12 protein-coding genes are annotated in these 17,942 nt (G+C 33.3%); 9 read left to right on the top strand and 3 right to left on the bottom strand.

From position 1 onward, the window contains the following. Positions 1–167 precede the first annotated feature (167 nt). Positions 168–311, bottom strand: coding sequence for a hypothetical protein (locus F6K27_RS27565; RefSeq protein WP_287279265.1), 144 nt, complete (start codon positions 309–311; stop codon positions 168–170). Between the two features lie 186 nt (positions 312–497). Here F6K27_RS27565 and F6K27_RS27560 point away from each other — a divergent pair, with 186 nt between their 5' ends. The 6 genes from F6K27_RS27560 to F6K27_RS27535 all read left to right on the top strand — a co-directional run bounded on the left by F6K27_RS27560 (position 498) and on the right by F6K27_RS27535 (position 9,675). Continuing rightward, positions 498–989 carry a hypothetical protein gene (locus F6K27_RS27560; RefSeq protein ID WP_287279264.1) on the top strand — a complete coding sequence of 164 codons (492 nt, stop codon included), beginning with the start codon at positions 498–500 and terminating at the stop codon, positions 987–989. Between the two features lie 293 nt (positions 990–1,282). Further along, the gene (locus F6K27_RS27555) at positions 1,283–3,520 is read left to right on the top strand and encodes a YCF48-related protein (RefSeq protein WP_287279263.1); all 2,238 of its coding nucleotides are present in this window, start codon (positions 1,283–1,285) and stop codon (positions 3,518–3,520) included. 756 nt (positions 3,521–4,276) lie between these two features. Next, positions 4,277–5,257: a glycosyltransferase family 2 protein gene (locus tag F6K27_RS27550; protein ID WP_287279262.1), complete on the top strand. Its 981-nt coding sequence runs from the start codon at positions 4,277–4,279 to the stop codon at positions 5,255–5,257. A gap of 56 nt (positions 5,258–5,313) precedes the next feature. Then, complete coding sequence (locus tag F6K27_RS27545) at positions 5,314–7,179, top strand: glycosyltransferase family 39 protein (RefSeq protein WP_287279261.1); 1,866 nt, start codon at positions 5,314–5,316, stop codon at positions 7,177–7,179. 268 nt (positions 7,180–7,447) lie between these two features. Continuing rightward, the gene (locus F6K27_RS27540; RefSeq protein ID WP_287279260.1) at positions 7,448–7,687 is read left to right on the top strand and encodes a hypothetical protein; all 240 of its coding nucleotides are present in this window, start codon (positions 7,448–7,450) and stop codon (positions 7,685–7,687) included. 497 nt (positions 7,688–8,184) lie between these two features. Next, the gene (locus F6K27_RS27535; RefSeq protein ID WP_287243867.1) at positions 8,185–9,675 is read left to right on the top strand and encodes a glycosyltransferase family 39 protein; all 1,491 of its coding nucleotides are present in this window, start codon (positions 8,185–8,187) and stop codon (positions 9,673–9,675) included. A 723-nt stretch (positions 9,676–10,398) separates the two neighbouring features. Here F6K27_RS27535 and F6K27_RS27530 read toward each other — a convergent pair. Then, a complete protein-coding gene (locus tag F6K27_RS27530; protein WP_287279259.1) occupies positions 10,399–12,246 on the bottom strand; it encodes a DUF6798 domain-containing protein in 1,848 nt (615 codons plus the stop codon). Between the two features lie 362 nt (positions 12,247–12,608). On the opposite strand from F6K27_RS27530, the gene F6K27_RS27525 reads away from it, so the two are divergent. From F6K27_RS27525 to F6K27_RS27515, 3 genes are all read left to right on the top strand, one after another. Then, positions 12,609–12,749 (top strand): hypothetical protein, encoded by a 141-nt coding sequence (locus F6K27_RS27525; protein WP_287284694.1) that lies wholly within the window; start codon positions 12,609–12,611, stop codon positions 12,747–12,749. A gap of 286 nt (positions 12,750–13,035) precedes the next feature. Next, complete coding sequence (locus F6K27_RS27520) at positions 13,036–14,631, top strand: hypothetical protein (protein ID WP_287279258.1); 1,596 nt, start codon at positions 13,036–13,038, stop codon at positions 14,629–14,631. Positions 14,632–14,669: 38 nt separating this feature from the next. Next, complete coding sequence (locus tag F6K27_RS27515; RefSeq protein WP_124146507.1) at positions 14,670–15,626, top strand: lysylphosphatidylglycerol synthase transmembrane domain-containing protein; 957 nt, start codon at positions 14,670–14,672, stop codon at positions 15,624–15,626. 695 nt (positions 15,627–16,321) lie between these two features. On the opposite strand, the gene hpnH is transcribed toward F6K27_RS27515, so the two are convergent. Next, entirely contained in the window at positions 16,322–17,350 is a 1,029-nt protein-coding gene (hpnH, locus tag F6K27_RS27510) for an adenosyl-hopene transferase HpnH (RefSeq protein WP_287279257.1), read from the bottom strand. Between the last annotated feature and the right edge of the window lie 592 nt (positions 17,351–17,942).

The following is a 17,942-nucleotide window of genomic DNA, read 5'->3' as shown; positions in this document are numbered from 1 at the left end:
GTAAACAATTTCAAGCTATAAACTGTAAATTATCAATACCATTACAGACATCCTTAAAACTTTAAGGTTTAGCGATCGCCTAATTTATGAAAAATACAGCTCATACAGTTACTTTTATATTACATTGCAAATATCTATGTAACATGTAAAGATGCCAGCGCTCATTGCTATACGTCTAAACCAATACACTCAGAATTGCTTTCACATAAGTTAGAACATTCTTGTAGGCCATAAACTGTAGTAGTATCAAGCTCTCGACCTCGGATAAATACATCAGGCGACAAGGGTCTCATGTCTGCAAGAGCTGGCATTACATTATATTGGGTGTTTTTCAAAAAGGACTTCCAGACTATTTTTACCTCTCCCTCAGATGAAGACCTTTTTCTCTAATATTTTCTTAATTTTTCCTTCTCAGCAGCTTTAGCAATCTAACAACTACAGACATATAGATGAGGGATCGCCGAGTTATATTGCTTCAAAGTAAAGCTTATTTATTGATGATAAATGTTATCCATAACAATGAATGTTTGGTAATGAAAAGAAGTCCTGAAACTTTGAGGAAGACAGCTAATATTTTAGATAAATTAGGTTTTTTGCAATCTGGTTTACTCAAGAGTAAAAATATTCAAGATATTGTACAACAGCCAAAATCATATTTGGTTTATGGTTATTTTAATACAGCCAATCAAATTGATAATCAGACTTATATTGCTAATGGTTGGGCAATATTACCAGAAAAAGGCGAAGTTGCGGATGGAGTAATTTTAACTTATGAAAACTTTCTGGGTGACGCAATAATATTTAAGTTAATTAATCAAAGGATGCCGAGACCTAGTGTCAGAGAAGATTTATATTCTGGTTGGCAAAAATATTTTTCGGTTCAGGAAATTTCCCAAAGAATAGTTAAACTTCAAGGCTGGGATTTTGATACGGACACTGACAAAGCTTTTTTATTGAACAAAACTAAAATAATATTTTCGAGCAATTAACAAAGCAAAAGTCGTTATCGATCGAGACAGAATTCAGGAGGTAAGAGTCCATAGTCAGGTAAGGATGCAAATAATCAGTTATACCAATTGGAAAAAAGTTTGGTAAATATTCGGATAAGGGAATTGTAATAAGCAGAATTATCAGGCTTTCCTACTTCTGATTTCTGCCATTCCGCAAGCAGATAAGAGTCTTTGAGCGAAATGGTATGATCCATAATATGTTAAGATAATGTTCTAAAAATAACTGTATTTTTGAGCAGATAATTTTTATGAATCAAAGCCTTTCCCGAATCATGAAATTTTTTAGATTAGTATTAGTTGCCTTCCTAATGGCAATACTTGTGAATATGGGTATCTCAGTGGCGCATCGCCCACATGATGTTGTCACACATGTTGAAGTATCACCAAATTATCAACAAGATCAAACAGTATTAATTGTTGTTAGAAATAACCTGTATCGTTCATCTGATGGAGGCGCTTCATGGCAGCGTATTACTAAGGGTTTAGATTATTCTAGTTTGTTTATCACAGATCTGGAATTGAGTCAGCAAAATGATGGTTTGGCATTTCTGGGAACACTTGGAGATGGAATCTACCGCTCATCAGACAAAGGACTTACCTGGCAAAATACCAGTGAAGGTTTAGATGAACTTGTTATAGACCATATAATTGTTTCACCAACTTCATCAAAGATTGTCCTAGCAAGTATATCCGATCGACTCTACTTAACTCAAAATTCTGGGGAGAGTTGGCAACAGGTCTTCCAAAGTAAAAGTCCTATTGAAGCTCTCGGTTTTTCTAATGATGGCAAATTAGTCATTGCTGCCAATACAAACGAACTCTTAGTCTCTCGCGACAGCGGAGCAACTTGGCAAGCTAGCGATCGCGCTGCATCTGGCCTACCACTAGATAGTCCAATTGTTGCTATTGAGTCTATGCCAGGTGGAGCAGTAGGTTCAATGTCGCTGGCGACTGAAACCCAGGGTATTTTTCAAACCACTGACCAAGGCAAAACTTGGACAAAACAGGTAAGTCCGATCGCCAATGAGCTTGTTCAAGATCTCAAAATTATTCCAGGGTCGCAAAATGCACCACAACTGTTTGTTTCCACGGCAAATACTGGGTTATTTTACTGGGATGGCCAAGAATGGCAGCCAAGAACTCAGGGACTCATAATTGATCCTCAAGCTAAGGGTATGAAGCAACCTAGCTTTACTGAGCTAGAGTTCTCTCCAGATGGCAGCGTGAGTTTCCTAGCAGGTTTTGATGGTCTCTTCAAGTCTGAAGATCAGGGGCAAAAATGGCAAGACTTAGAAACCATACTCAGGAGTACGGTTGTTGCAATGGCAGTTTCTAATAATTCAACTTTGGTAACTGTAGACTACGTTGGCAACATTAATATAAGTACCGATGGCGGTCAAACTTGGAAGATCGCTCAAAGAGGTCTCCAAGAACCTTGGTTTACTAGAAAGTGGGAATCACTACCACCCAACTACGATCCTCGTCGCTACTTTGATGTTGCTTTTTCTCCAAACTACGATCGAGATCAAACATTATGGGCATCACTACTCTGGACAAAGGTAGCAAGAAGTCAGGATGGGGGTATCTCCTGGTCAATTGCTTCTATGCCTAAAGAAGAACGTGGACTCACAATAGGTGTTTCTCCAGACTTCTCAAACGATAGGACTGTTTACATCCTAGCTCAGAAGGGTAATGTCTATCGCTCTCAAAATGGAGGTAAAGACTTCTCAAAAGTTGGTCAGGTTCCATCTCTTCAAGGCAACAATGGTCCGTCTATTGCCATATCCCCTAATTTTGCTAGCGATAATACTCTCTATGTAACTGGAGAAAAGGGAATCTACAAGAGTACGGACGGTGGGAAAAACTGGGAAGCAATAAGTGAAAATACAGATTTAGAGAAAGCAATAAAAATGCAGATAGTTATTTCTCCAGACTTTGCACGGGATCAAACTTTATTTGTTAGTACCAGGAGTCGAGGTCTTTTTGAATCACGGGATGGAGGAAAAACTTGGAACCAGCGGCTAACTATACCTGGATTAGGTACTGACTCGCCTGAGTTGGAAGCTATTGCTATTTCACCAAACTATGAGAACGATAAAACACTTGTGTTGGGTGTGCTAGGTCTTGGGTTATACAAAAGTGAAGATGGAGGGCAATCATTCAAACAAATTGCAGATGCTTCATTACCCCTATCAAGAATAGGTAATGTGCCTTCATCAGGAAAGCCGATTGTTTTTTCACCAAACTATATTAATGATAAGACTATCTACACCTTTGGTTCAGCTAGTTTGGAAATATTCAAGTTAACAGATGATGGAAAGACCAAGGAAACTTTAGCTATTCAAAATTCTGAGTCAATGGGAGAACCAAATTTTCTCAGCAATATTCGGTTAGCTTTATATGTCTATCAAAGTTTATTGAAAAAAGCTTTAGTCGTTTTAGTCGCGGTGGTAGGAGGGATAATTATTTACCTAAGGTTAATCAGAAAACATCTTCAAAAGAAACTTTAGCTACTCAAAATTCGGGGTTGGTGATTAGGTAATGCCATTAAATATTTGTGAACGGTACAATTATAGTTTTTCATAGATATTTGAGACAAAAGCATTACGCATTCACCAATGCCCAAAATTCTGGTTGTTGCATTATTAAGGGATGATTTTGATATGTGGCCAAAAATTTAGCCTGATCGATCAAAAGTTTTAGCTTCTGCTAATTTAATTATCATCCCCTTGAATACTTTACTTACGAGGAAGGAAGGCAGCTATGCTGAGGGCAGCTATGCTGTTTGTGCAGCATTCCGTAGGAAAGGGAATATTGGTTCAAAGGGAGAAGGTTTTTTGTTTGCTGGTGAATAACTCACATTAACGCGGAGCGCGGAACGGAGTTCTATCGCGCTCTTATCAGGACATGATATAAACCAGTTACAAAGAGAAATGCTATATCTTTCCATCTAGCTCAAGTTCATCAGTATCAGCAAACTGAACTCTTTATGCAGATTAGTGGGAAAGTTTTGATCGTTGTTATACTTGTATTGCCTATCTTTTTATCCTTCGCCAACTTAGATCAAAAGCCTTACAATGCTGATGAAGTTCAAAGCTTTGATCGAATGGCAGGTTAGACTAGCACTCAAATTAAAGAAGTTGATAAAAAGCAGAAAAAAGAGTAAACTTATATATCAGGTAGCCATAGATGAGTTGAGCAAGTGGACTACTGAAAGCAGACAAACTAAGCTAGTGAGACAACATAAACAAAGGGAAAAAAGATTAATGACTAAACTAATTATACAAATCCCCTGTTATAACGAAGAAGCTACTTTAGGAATGACTCTAACTGAATTACCTCGACAACTTCCTGGTATAGATAAGGTAGAATGGTTGATTATTAATGATGGTAGTATTGACAAGACCTTAGAAGTAGCTAAAGCCTCAGGAGTCGATCATATTGTTAATTTTGAATATAATCAAGGATTAGCAAAAGGTTTTATGGCCGGAATAGAAGCCTGTTTGCAACATGGAGCTGATATTATTGTTAATACCGATGCTGATAATCAATATTGTGCAGCAGATATACCTAAACTAATAGAACCAATTTTAGATGGAAGAGCAGAAATAGTAATTGGTGCTAGACCAATTCAACAGATTAAACATTTTTCACCAATCAAGAAATTTTTACAAAAAATAGGTAGTTTAGTCGTCCGTATTGCTAGTGAAACAAATATTGCCGATGCTCCTAGTGGTTTCCGTGCTATTACTCGAAATGCAGCACTACAATTAAATGTTTTTAATGAATATACTTACACACTAGAAACTATTATCCAAGCTGGGCAAAAAGGAATGACAATTATTTCTGTCCCCATTAGAACTAATGGTTATTTACGACCATCCAGATTAGTTAAAAGCATTCGAGCTTATATCCAAAGATCGATTTTTACGATCGTTCGGATTTTTATGACTTATAAACCTCTAAAGTTTTTCACAATTTTAGGGACTATTCCCTTTGGTTTTGGTTTGATATTATGTTTACGTTGGTTAATTCTATACTGGAGTGGCACTACGAAAGCTCATGTCCCTAGTTTAGTCTTAGCTGCAATTTTAATTTTAATGGGATTTCAGCTATTTATTTTTGGTCTAATTGCTGATTTGATGTCAGTTAATCGTAAGCTTTTAGAAGATATTCAGTTAAAATTACGTCGTAATTTTTTGGCTAACTCATTAGAAAAGAATTCTGAAAATTATAATTTGGATTAGCTTTTATTGATAAAAATTTGCTGAGTTTTTTTTAAATTATTATTGAAATATTAAAAATGATAATTCTTCCTATCTTATCTTTCGTTTTGATTTTTGCTCAATTATTAACTCAAAAAAATGATTGGCGTGATAGTTTCTTTAAAGCTATTGTTTTATGGGGAATAATTTTAACAATAATAACTGAATTACTGAGTCTATTTGGTTTATTTCAGTATTTTTGGGTAATAGTAGCTTGGTTATTAATAAATTGTTTATATGTATTTTTATTAACAAAATCTTCCTTAAAAAAACACATAAATAATCTCAAAACATGGGGCAAAAGTTTACTGGGATTATCACCAATGTTAATACTTTTGCTCACCTGTATAACAATTATTGTGTTCTTAATTGGTATAAATGCAATAATCGCTGCACCCAATCACTCCGATTCAATGGAGTATCATTTACCTCGTATATATTATTGGATTCAAAATCATACTGTCGCTCATTATCCTACCTATAATTTATTTCATCTCTATCAAAATCCTTGGTCAGAATATGCCATGGCTCACTTTCAAATTCTCAACAAAAGCGATCGCTTTGTGAATACGATCCAATGGGGTAGCATGGTAATGAGTGTCTTGGGTGTTTCTATTCTTGCTAAACAGTTAGGTGGTAATATTCGCGATCAAATTCTGGCTAGTGTTTTTGCTGTAACTATTCCTATGGGAATTCTACAAGCTTCTGGTACTAATAACGATCTTGTAGTTACTTTTTGGTTAATTTGTTTTGTTTATTTTACATTTACAACCTTAGAAAACGGTATATCTAAAAGTAATATTTTGTTTTTAGGGTTTAGTTTAGGTTTAGCTATTTTAACAAAAGGTACGGCTTATATTTATGCTTTCCCATTTTGTATTTGGTTATTGTTGTGGGGAATTAAGAATTTAAAGTGGCAAGCTATTAAACCTATAGTTATTATTTTATTAATAGTATTAGCCATTAATTTAGGACATTATTTAAGAAATTATGCTCTTTTTGACTCGGTATTAGGGTTGGCGGCGACGGGAGAAAGAAATAAAGAATTCGGTGTATTGATTTCTATTTCAGGAATCTTAAAAAATTTATCATTGCATGCTGATATTGTCAGGAATCTACAATTAGAAAAAATTATTTCTCCTACTACGGGTTTAACTAATAAAGTATTAGAAATTATTCACGGAGTATTAGGAATAGACTTATCCGATCCAGCTTTAATTAGCCCTAAAGCCAGAAAATTTTATGTTCCTGGCTTATCTACTAATGAAGATGTTGCAGGTAATCCTTTGCATTTATTATTAATAATAGGGTCATTTGTTGTCTTAACTATTAATCAAAAAATATGGACAAATAAACTTTTAATTAAATATGGGATAGTTCTAGTTTTAGGTTTTGTTTTATTTGCAAGTCTTTTAACATGGTCTCCTTATCGTTGTCGATTACATTTACCTCTATTTATATTATTTTCTCCTTTTGTAGCTGTTGTATTTTCTAAATCTTTACCGAAACAAGTAAGCTATTTCTTGGCAATACTTGTTTTATGTCTTTCTTACAAATGGGTTTTATTTAATTCCGTAAGACCATTAATTGGGGAGAACAATATTTTTCAAAATTCAAGAGTAGAACAGTATTTTCAAACTCAACCAACATATCAACAATTTTATTTAGATGAAGTTGTGAGAGTAGAATCAAATCAATGTAAAAATATAGGGTTGACTTTTAAAAGTTCTTCTTTTGAGTATCCTTTATTAGTTCTATTAAATGAAAATTACCCTAAAGAAATTAAACATATAAATGTGGAGAATGAATCTCAAGTATTAATCAAGAAAGATTCTCACTCTAATTTTCAAAACTTAAATAATGATTGTATTATCAATATAGATAGAAATAAATTAAAAAATTAAGAGAATTAATAATGAAAATGAGCGACAAAAAGTTATTATTTTATTCATAATTTTAAGGTAATGGATGGATGAAAGATTATGCTCATTTTCTAAAAATATTCGGTGTAGTTGTTATTTCTCAATATAACAGTGGTATTTACTATCAATCTATTAGTAGATCCTTATAAAATTTATCATTTTCTTTGTGGGTTTAATACCCCACCGTCAACGGGGGTGTTCAAAATTACTTGGGGGAGCGAATCCCCATGTAATTTTCCTCCTGTGTCCTGTGTCCTGTCTCCTGTCTCCTTCTTCAGATGAAGATGAATATCCTCAAGATTTTGGTGTCTTAATTAATCAAAATAATATTGAGACTCATTTAACTAAAATCTGGAATGATTCAAAAATTTATCAGAAAAAATTTCCAGAAGAAATTGCTGGGATAAAACAATTAATTAAAGAAACAGAAGAAAAGCGTCTATCTAATTTTAAGAGATTTAATAATCAAGTTGAAAATATAGAACTATAGCAATATAGAACTATAGCAGTTTTAGCAGGGGTATTTACATAAATTAGCCTATTTTCACCAATTTTTTGTGATTTATTTCTAGATTTTTTTGCTCTATTTATGGAAAATGAATCTCAAATATTAATCAATAAATATTCTAACTATAATTTTCAATAATTAAACAATGATTGTATTGTCAATTATAGATAGAAGTGAAGTAACTTAAAAAAATTAATATAATCTACATTTTTTATGTATAGCAATGAGCGCTGGCATATTTACACATTATTTTTTGTACACCTGTTCACTTACTGCACTTTGAGCTGGACATTGTAAATACCTGAGCGCACATTGCTATATGTCTAAATATCATCGTTTGTTTTTTGTATTAGACTTTTCCGGAAACTAAGTTTTAGCCTAGTAAATTTAAATATTTGAGATTAATTTTCCAGGAAGTCTATTTTACTCTTAACAACATGACAAGGACTATTTCACTTAAATCTCTTCACCATATCAATTTGACTACAGCAGTAATTTTATTAATTGGAGCTACCCTAAGAATTTATCAGTTCATTTTCAACCGTCCACTTTGGCTAGATGAAGCAATGTTGGCGGTAAATGTAATTGATCGTTCCTATATTGACTTACTTGAGCCTTTAGATGCTCGGCAAAATGCGCCCATATTATTTTTGTTTCTGGTTCGTACTTCTATCAATTTATTCGGACCAAATGAATATGCTTTGAGACTTCCTACTTTAGTATTTGGATTAATTTCTCTTTGGCTTTTTTATTTAGTCTCTAAAAAATATAATAGTCCTAGGGCTGTTCCATATGCTTTACTTTTATTTGCAATTTCTAATTCATTAGTTTATTATTCCTCAGAATTTAAACAATATTCTATTGATGTTTCAGTAACTCTATTTATATACATTCTTGCTCTAAAATTATACGAAAAAAAGATAAGTTACCCCTGGGCATTTCTTTATGGTTTTGTGGGGGCTTTATCATTATGGTTATCTTTTCCGGCTATATTTGTTCTAGCATCTGTTGGTTTTTCATTGATTCTTTGCAGCTTACTCGAAAGAAAAAAGATTTATTTTATCAAGTACGGTATTATTGCTTTTTTAATCTTAATAAGTTTTCTATTGATATTTTATTTGGTTATTAATAATTCCCTCGGAAGTGATGGTCAGTTAGCAGCATGGGCGAGGAAAGGATTTTTCGCTCCTAATCCATTGAATTCCTCGCCAAAAGATACTCTTCGTTGGTATTTAGATACATTCAAAAATATATTTATTAATCCTGGAAGCTTAGGCGTATATGGTCTATCTTGGGTTCTTTTTATCTGTGGTTGCACACAAAAAATAGTACAACAAAAGAGGTTTCAGGTTTTCGTATTAGTTCTGCCAATTGTACTGGCACTGATAGCTTCTATTCTTCAAAAATACACGTTTACAACTTCGTCGAGCTTGGCTTATCTTCCAGGAGGAAGATCGCTTTTATTTATTCTTCCATCCTTGCTTTTATTGGTTGCTGAAGGTCTAGATTATCTCAAGAAAAGGGTTCACAAATTTGTATATATAGGTATAGTTTTTGTCCTTTTTCTTAATCCAGTCTTAATCGGATTGAAAAATCTTGAGAACCCGATAGTAGGAGAAAATATTAGGCCAGTTATTGAATATATTGTTGACAAGTCTAAATCCAATGACAAAGTCTATGTATTTTATAGAACAAAGTATCAATTTGGTTATTATCAGCCACGATTTCAGAATCTAAAAAATTTAGAAACTATTAGGGGAGTTGGAGGTAAAAATGGTTTTGTCCAAGACATCGAAAATTTACGTGGTAATTCAAGGGTGTGGTTTTTGTTTTCCTACACCTTGGAAAGAAGCTTAAAAGAAAAAGAATTTACTTTAGATTATATTCAAAGCTTGGAGTGTTCGCTGGAATTAGATCGTTTGGAAAAGAAAGGTGCATCAACTTATCTTTATGACTTGAGTAGATGCTAGAAAGTCTCTGATACCTCCGGTTCATAAAAACACCTTTCATTAAAACAACCCAATCAGTATGGGGCGTTGTACAGTGACGAATGATTTGATATTTTTGATTGAATTGGATTGTGGATTAATCAATTGCTAGAATGATTAATTAATGGTTATTTTTAGTCAAAATCTAAACCAATTTTTGGCAATATCATTCCATAATGTGCAACCCCCAGTATGGTAAGCAGATGAATTTAGACTTTATGTCAATGCTTGTATAGCTCTATAATAGGGTTTGCTGAAAAAGTCTTTTTAAGGAGTAGGAGAGTAGGTAGGGACGTTGCATGCAACGTCCCTAAAGAGGAATTGCCAGAAAACGATCTCTCAATTCTGGGATAAGACAATTCATGACGGTTTGTAGCGACTTTGAAGAAGGAGACAGGAGACAGGAGACAGGAGACAGGAGGAAAATTACATGGGGATTCGCTCCCCCAAGTAATGCGTGAACACCCCCGTTGACGGTGGGGTATTAAACCCACAAAGAAAATGATAATAAACAGGACCTACGCAACGGCACTAATTACAGTGACAATATCCAGAAAAATGCTGAGATTATACAATAGTTGTACTGCGTAAGTCCTGATAAATCAAGATTTGTTAATAACAATATTTTTCTTAAGACTATTCCTGATACTATTGCTGACTTACTGCCTCTCCAAACTTTACAATCATATATTGATACTATAAAATTCAATTACACTTGTAAATCACCCATTTTTCATCTTCTATCAGTTTTTCTAATGGTAGATTTGAATGCCAATTAGTCTTAGTTAAGATATAATCAGCACCAAAATCTTTCGCAATTCTGATGATTTCTTCATTACTTAAATTCTGATATTTTAAATCTAAATTAGGGAAAATAATTCTTTTTTCCCACTCTAAATCCACTAGAATATTGTAACGTTCAGACCATTGTTTTATTCCTTTATCAGTAAATGGAAAACTTTTGAAACTAAAAACTACAGACCTTTGAGAATAAAGGCGAAATTTATGTTGAGAAGGAGGAATCAAAATTAAGGAATCTTTGCTAGTAAGATTTCTAAAATTCAATGCGAGACGGTGGCTTGGGATCTGAGAATAATTAATCTGGGGTAATCTTTTAGGTAAGAGTTGGACAAAACCCAAATAAAAATAGATAACAGAAAATATCGCTGAAGTATAAATAGCTGCATTAATCCTTAGATTAAATTTTTTTAGTAGTAATTGCTTTTCTTGTAATAAAAAAGGAATTGATAAAATTCCTAAAGAAAGTAATTGTAGAAAAATAATTTCCAATATTGTTGAAATTGATGCTGCAGGAGCATTGAAAATAATCCAACTTAATAAGCCAATAATTGCTAGAGAGGTAAATAATCTGGTTCTTGTTAACTTTAATAAATCAAAAGTTTGCAAAATTACAATTGTTAAAACTACTGAAAAAAATAGCATTCCGTTATTATTGGTAGTCGGAATAGTCGGAATAAAAAGAAGCAGTAAACAAATTGCGAGATTCCCTTTTTGATAGTATTGAGTAACTGCAACACTGGTAACGATAAGTATGACAATTTTTGCAAAAGGAGTTGTTCTTGCTAATTGCAATTTTGCAAATAAAGATATAGGGTAGACTTCAACAAAAACATAATTAACAGCAAGTGCCAACAAAGTTAAATATATAATGAGACAAAGATTTTTTTTATCATCAGAAGTTAATAAATCTGAGGTTTGAATTAATAAAAAAGTACCAGTAATATAAAAAATAAAACTCTTCCATTCTTGAATCAGAAACCGAGAAGGAATTATATGGTGAGGATGGCGAATATAACCATACCAATAAATAAATTCTGAGTCACTTAGAATCTCACTATTAGTTGTTCCTGTTAACTTCATGGGAACATAAACTAAACAAGCAAAGCCTACAAATATTACCAAAGAAATTATTAAAGTTTTGAGAGAATGATTTTTATGTGCATATCTCAATAATATAGGAATAAACAAACACCCTGGTAAAAAACCAACTAAAAATTGTAAGAGACAGGCAAATCCAAAAAATAAGTACCCTCTAAACCAGTTATTACAAAAGCAATAATAAATTCCCCAAATTGCCAACCCCATTGCGAAAATACTAGAAATTGGCTCGTTTCTAAAAATGCTTGTATATCCAACTGTTGCTTCCAAGCTATGTGTATTTAAAACCAAAAAAGTGAGTAGTGCTCCTGATAAAATAGAATGACTAAACTTTTTCCCTATGAAATACAAGCTTGTTACAAGTGAGGAAAAAGCCATTATATAGTAAAGTAAGTAGGTCAAGGATAAACCTAAACCTAAGCTAGCTGTTAAAGATATTAATTTTTGATAGTAGTATCTTGGTGTAAAGTTTAAGAATTCTTGAACATAAAAATCTTTACTATAAAATTCAGGATCGATGAAAGCTTGAATATATGGAATACCATTTGAAAGATTGGAAGAGTTAAAAGAATAACCATAAAGAATCAGTGAACCAGTAATTACAAGTATATAGATAGCAACTTGTCTTGGTAAATTAGTTTTTGTGAAGATCATTAGACCTCTGCGAAAATTAATTTCAAATGTTTTAATTTACTAAGCAAAAACTTAGTTTCTGGAAATGTCTATTGATATATCTATGTGTCTAAATCTAATACAATTTCACTAAATGGCTGTCACACATAAAGCCTCTATTTGTGACTTATTTAAAGTGAAATTTTATAATATAATGGATCTTGTATGATAAGATTAGATCATGTTAAATTTTGTATAAAACTCTGATGCTGATTCTCTAGTGCTAATATTACTAATTGAGGTGAAGAAAAATCTTTTGAACAGACAAAGGATTGAGGTCCTAGATTAAGCATTATAGCGCTGTTTAAACCTCTAATCAGCTTTGTTTATGGTGAGCGTTATCGGTGGTGAACCGTAAATCTTACATCCAGATGATGGAGGGAAAAGCTCAAGAAGCAGAAAAATTAGGACGTATGAGAGCCATAGTAAAGGATAATGGCCTTATACACAAATGTCAGAAAGTTCAAAAGTTATGGTCAAAGTAGGAATATTAGGTTTATACATCTTTATTTCTGCCTAAATATTGTTCTAATATTAACTCAATTGAATTGGAGTGGCAATATCTCAAAAAAGATAACTGTCCCGACAAATGTTTGACAACTAGTTAGACCTTGCTTATGGAATTTATGGATGGAGTGACTGCGAGGCTAGAAATAGGACAATACAGTACAGAACCGATTAAATTTAACTCTCGAACTAGGGTTTAATTTTTCGTCACATACTGATAAATTTCCCCGCCGACCTACTTAAAATTAGATTGATATATTATTAATGAACAGAAATATATTTGCTCAAGAGGCGATCGCCCAAATACCTAAAATATTGACTTTAATGGATCGAAATGTTCATAGCTATAATTATGGCTGTTTTGATCGAAATTTTTGGCAGTATAAAATTATAGATTTTCCCAGTGGAATGAGCCAAGAATTTGTTTTTCCTCTAGCTTTAGCTTATAAAACCAACATTCCTGAAAATCATTTTTATGGTCAAGAAATTATTAGAGATTGGGTAGAAGCGGGAATTTTATTTGCCGCCAAAAGTGCTCATAAAGATGGCTCTTGTGATGATTATTTTCCATTTGAAAGAGCAGGAGGAGCAGCAGCATTTTCTTTATTAGCTTGTATTGAAAGTTATAAGTTAATGGAATTAGATAATCCAAATGCTTTAAGATTTTTTGAAAAAAGAGCTGATTGGTTAGCACATCATCAAGAAAGTGGCAGACTGACAAATCATCAAGCATTAATTGTTTTATGTTTAGAGTTGCTTTCTGATTTATTAAAAACTGATAAATGGAATCAAAGTAAACAAGAGCGTTTAGAACAAGTTTTATCATGGCAAAACCATGAAGGTTGGTTTCAAGAGTATGAAGGATGTGACCCAGGTTATCATACTTTAACTATTTCTTGTTTAGCATGGATTTATGAACTTAATCCTAATATCGATCTAAAAGGTGCTTTAGCGAAAGCTGTTGCTCTTGCTAGTCATTTTGTTCATCCAGATGGCTCTTATGGTGGAGAATATACCAGTCGTAATACTTATAATTTCTTTCCTTATGGATTTGAATTAGTTGGCAAATGGATGCCAGAAGCATTGAATATTAACGACCGCTTTTTAAAGGGTTTAGAAAAAGGATTAAATCCTTGTTATGCGGACGATCATATAGTAGGGCATCATACTTGGAATTACCTTTTAGCTTGGCGTGATTTTGTTGAAGTTCGACCTGATTTATCCCCTCGCCCTCAGGGAATATTTCATTTAAAAGAAGGAGGTATTTTAATAGATAGGAGGGAAAATACTGAACTTTATCTTGCTCTTAATAAAGGCGGAGTTTTCAAACTATTTCGTGACAATAAATTAATTCTTTCTGATACTCAATTTTCTCTGTTAATCAAGGAAGGAAATAAAGTAAAAAATGCAGTAGCTCATTTAGTTAGCTCTCGTTACAAAATTGAACTAGGGGAAAATGAAATTATTATTCAAGGTTCTTTAGGTTGGGCAAAACAAAAACAAATGACTAGCTTTAATTTAATTGTTTTAAGAATAGTTATGTTTACATTAGGACGTTTTTTCCCAAATTTAATCCGTAAAATTCTGCAAAAAATACTGATTACTGGTAAGAAAAATGCTCCTTTTGGCTTCTATCGTTCTTTACAATGGAATAATGGCAATTGGGTTGTTTACGATCAATTAACAGCAGAATCATGGGATTCCGTTATTGCAGGGGGAATAGGTTGCGATCAAACTTCTATATATGTAGTTATGAGTCGTACTTTTCAAGAAGGACAACTACAACGTTGGCTCGATCTTACTCCACAAATCAAACAACTTGAACCCAAGCAAAATTTAACATTAGAAAGAAAATTATAAGTAACTAAATAGCCATAATTAATCATCTAATAAATCCCATGAAAAAATATATTTCGATTGCCGTAAGCGTTGCTATTCTACTAATTATTTACTCTAAAATTGACCTACAAAATTTAGCCAAAGTTTTTGCTAATTGTGATGGTTTAATCATGTTTTTGTCCTTAGCAATGGTAATTCCCATTACTTTATTTACCTCATGGCGATTACAACAATTAATGCCTAAAGGAAGCAGTTTAGATTTTCTGGAAGCAAATCGTTTGATTTTAGGTGCTAGTGTTTTGAATATGGTTTTACCATCAAAAATGGGTGATATTGCTAAGGCTTATTTTATGAAAGATAGAGGACATTTAAGTGGTACTCTATCTCTCTCTTTAGTAGTCTTTGAAAAAGCCTGTGATATGTTATCACTACTTTTATGGTGTGTATTTGGCTTGATAGTTTATCCTGACAAGAATTCTCTTTTCTGGTTGATGACTATAGGAGTAGGAGTAGGTTTAATATTAGGTTTAATTCTCTTAGGTTCTAGAAAATTTGCTATTGTTTTTTTTGACATTGGGATTAAGATTTTACCTAAAAAAATAGGGAAAAAATTAGAGAGTTTAAAAGAATCATGGTTAGAAATGCACGATTATTTTTGGGAGGATAAAAGGCAATTAATTAAAGTTTCTACTACTTCTATTTTTATTTGGTTTCTACATTTATTTCAAATCTGGTTATTCATTTTAGCTCTTAAAGCAGATGTTCCTTTCTTGACTAATTTAGCCTTATCTCCTCTAGCAATTTTAGCTGGTTTATTACCACTTACTTTTGCTGGAGTGGGTACTCGTGATGCTGCTTTGATTTTATTTTATCAACCTTATTTTGGAGAAGCTACAGGAGCAGCTTTAGGTTTATTATGCACTTCTCGTTATTTTCTTCCTGCGATTATTGGTTTACCCTTTTTAGGAGAAATGATGGCAACAGTTAAACAAATGAACAAAAATCAACAGTTTTGATATTTAAGATTGAGTCAACAATAAATGCGGTTAAAGTTTTTGAAATCATGGGGTGACAAGCAGCTCAAAACTATTGTTGGATAAGGGTTTAAAGAATATAAGCAGCGGTAAAAAATTGACAGGTTTTGTGAGAATGACAATCATTCTTGTTGGTGGTGTGGATGCAGCTTTTCCTATTAATTAATTAGGGTTTGCGCTCAAAAGTCTTATGGGTGAGGGTAGGAGGACCGAGTCAGGAGAAATGGGAATAATAGAGGAGGTAGGAGAAAGAATAGTCCCTTGATTTTTCGATTTTTCTGCGCAACTATGCGCCTAAAATGCTAATTTTTTGAACCTAAGCGACCTAAAAGCTGGGACTTTTTTCAACAAAAAAAATGCTAAAACCTTTATATGTCAATACTTTTAGATTTAATCAGCAAACCCTAATTAAATCAAAAGTTGCCCGAATATTTGAAAAAGGCAGATAAAATTTATTATCGCTTGGGAGGTGATCACCACTTTAACGAAATTGTTGGGCGTAATTCTGGTTTTTACGCTCTTGAAATTCCTCTGTTCCCTTACCACCAAAAATTATTGTCCTAACCAAAAGACGTAGTGCTATCCTTTTGAAGAAGGTTGTCAGTGGTAGTCGAAAAAAGTTTACCCTAATCCCTACAACTGCCAAAAAATCGGAGCGTAGACACAATAACTTTTATTTAACCCCCAATTTTCAACAAAGAACCCAAAACTTGAGGAATATTTTCTAACTCCATTGCTGCTATTGCTGCTGTCGGTTCATAACCACAATGAACCATACAATCAGCACATTTAGAATTCCCACTTTTATAACCGTAATTATCCCAATTAGTTTCTTCTAAAAGTCCTTTAAAAGTAGCATAATATCCTTCATTCATTAAATAACAAGGTTTCTGCCAACCAAGCACACTATAACTAGGACTACCCCAGGGAGTACAATCATAATCTTTATCTTTTTCTCCCATCAAAAAATCTAAAAATAGAGGATTATGATTAAAATTCCAATTCTTTTTACCAGTTTTAAAAGGAGCAAGAATTTCTCTAAATAATAACTGTGTTTGTTGGCGTTTGAGAAAATGTTCCTGGTCTGGTGCCCACTCATAACTATAACCAGGAGAAATCATCATTCCATCAATATTTAAACTTTCTAGAAAATCAAAAAATTCCTGCATTTGTTTCGGGTCTGTTCCCTCAAATACAGTAGTATTGGTAGTAACTCGAAATCCTTTTGCTTTAGCAGCGCGAATTGCTTTAACAGCTATTTCAAACACTCCTTGTCGGTCAACACATCGATCGTGAGTTGCTTGTAAACCATCAAGATGAATGCTAAAAGTTAGATAAGGAGAGGGTTTGAATTTATCTATATTCTTTTCAAGTAACAAACCATTAGTGCATAAATAAACAAATTTTTGGCGATCGACTAACCCCTGCACAATTTCAGCAATTTGTGGATGCAATAAAGGTTCGCCTCCAGGAATAGAAACCACGGGAGCGCCACATTCTTCTACAGCAGCAAAACATTCTTGAGGTGTGAGGTTTTGCTTGAGTATTTCCTTCGGATGCTGAATTTTTCCACAACCAGGACAAGCTAAATTACATCTGAATAGAGGTTCCAGCATTAAAACTAGGGGAAAACGTTTACGCCCTTTGAGACGTTGAGTCAGGAGATATTTTCCTACTTCTAGAGCTTGTTGGAGTTGAATTGCCATGAATAACATCTTAATGTAAGTAATCTATTTATTTTTACACAATAGACATTACTTATATCATTAAGAGTTTGTTATGTATCGTTGTGATATAGAACCCATTTGGTATCTTCATAAATATGCGCGTTAGCTAGGAGACAGGAGACAGGAGACAGGAGACAGGAGGTAAGAGGGAAGATGTGGGGAGAAATAATAAAAAAAATTCAACACTCCTTCAGATAATTTTTCCTCAAAATAGATGCACGAAAAGACTTGACTACCATAATTATATAGATATCAAATGGGTTCTATAGACTAAGGAGTCATTCTCTTTTTTCTTCCCTCTTCCCTCCTAACTCCTGTAGGTCGCCCTACCGACAGCTCCCCTACCTGAGTTCTGACTCCTCCCTCGTTTATTTATAAGTATTCAACCGGACATGATATTATAGCAATGAGCGCTGGCATCTTTACATGTTACATAGATATTTGCAATGTAATATAAAAGTAACTGTATGAGCTGTATTTTTCATAAATTAGGCGATCGCTAAACCTTAAAGTTTTAAGGATGTCTGTAATGGTATTGATAATTTACAGTTTATAGCTTGAAATTGTTTAC

Origin of the sequence: Okeania sp. SIO2F5, from assembly GCF_010692685.1 — a bacterium.
Taxonomy (GTDB): Bacteria; Cyanobacteriota; Cyanobacteriia; order Cyanobacteriales; family Microcoleaceae; genus Okeania; species Okeania hirsuta.
Note: the sequence above shows the minus strand (reverse complement) of the source record. Positions and strands in the feature narration are given on the sequence as shown.

Excerpts from the sequence above, each read along its gene's own strand:
- F6K27_RS27565 (WP_287279265.1), bottom strand. The coding sequence starts at position 311 with ATGCCAGCTCTTGCAGACATGAGACCCTTGTCGCCTGATGTATTTATC.
- F6K27_RS27560 (WP_287279264.1), top strand. The coding sequence starts at position 498 with ATGATAAATGTTATCCATAACAATGAATGTTTGGTAATGAAAAGAAGT.
- F6K27_RS27555 (WP_287279263.1), top strand. The coding sequence starts at position 1,283 with ATGAAATTTTTTAGATTAGTATTAGTTGCCTTCCTAATGGCAATACTT.
- F6K27_RS27550 (WP_287279262.1), top strand. The coding sequence starts at position 4,277 with ATGACTAAACTAATTATACAAATCCCCTGTTATAACGAAGAAGCTACT.
- F6K27_RS27545 (WP_287279261.1), top strand. The coding sequence starts at position 5,314 with ATGATAATTCTTCCTATCTTATCTTTCGTTTTGATTTTTGCTCAATTA.
- F6K27_RS27530 (WP_287279259.1), bottom strand. The coding sequence starts at position 12,246 with ATGATCTTCACAAAAACTAATTTACCAAGACAAGTTGCTATCTATATA.
- F6K27_RS27520 (WP_287279258.1), top strand. The coding sequence starts at position 13,036 with ATGAACAGAAATATATTTGCTCAAGAGGCGATCGCCCAAATACCTAAA.
- F6K27_RS27515 (WP_124146507.1), top strand. The coding sequence starts at position 14,670 with ATGAAAAAATATATTTCGATTGCCGTAAGCGTTGCTATTCTACTAATT.
- hpnH (WP_287279257.1), bottom strand. The coding sequence starts at position 17,350 with ATGGCAATTCAACTCCAACAAGCTCTAGAAGTAGGAAAATATCTCCTG.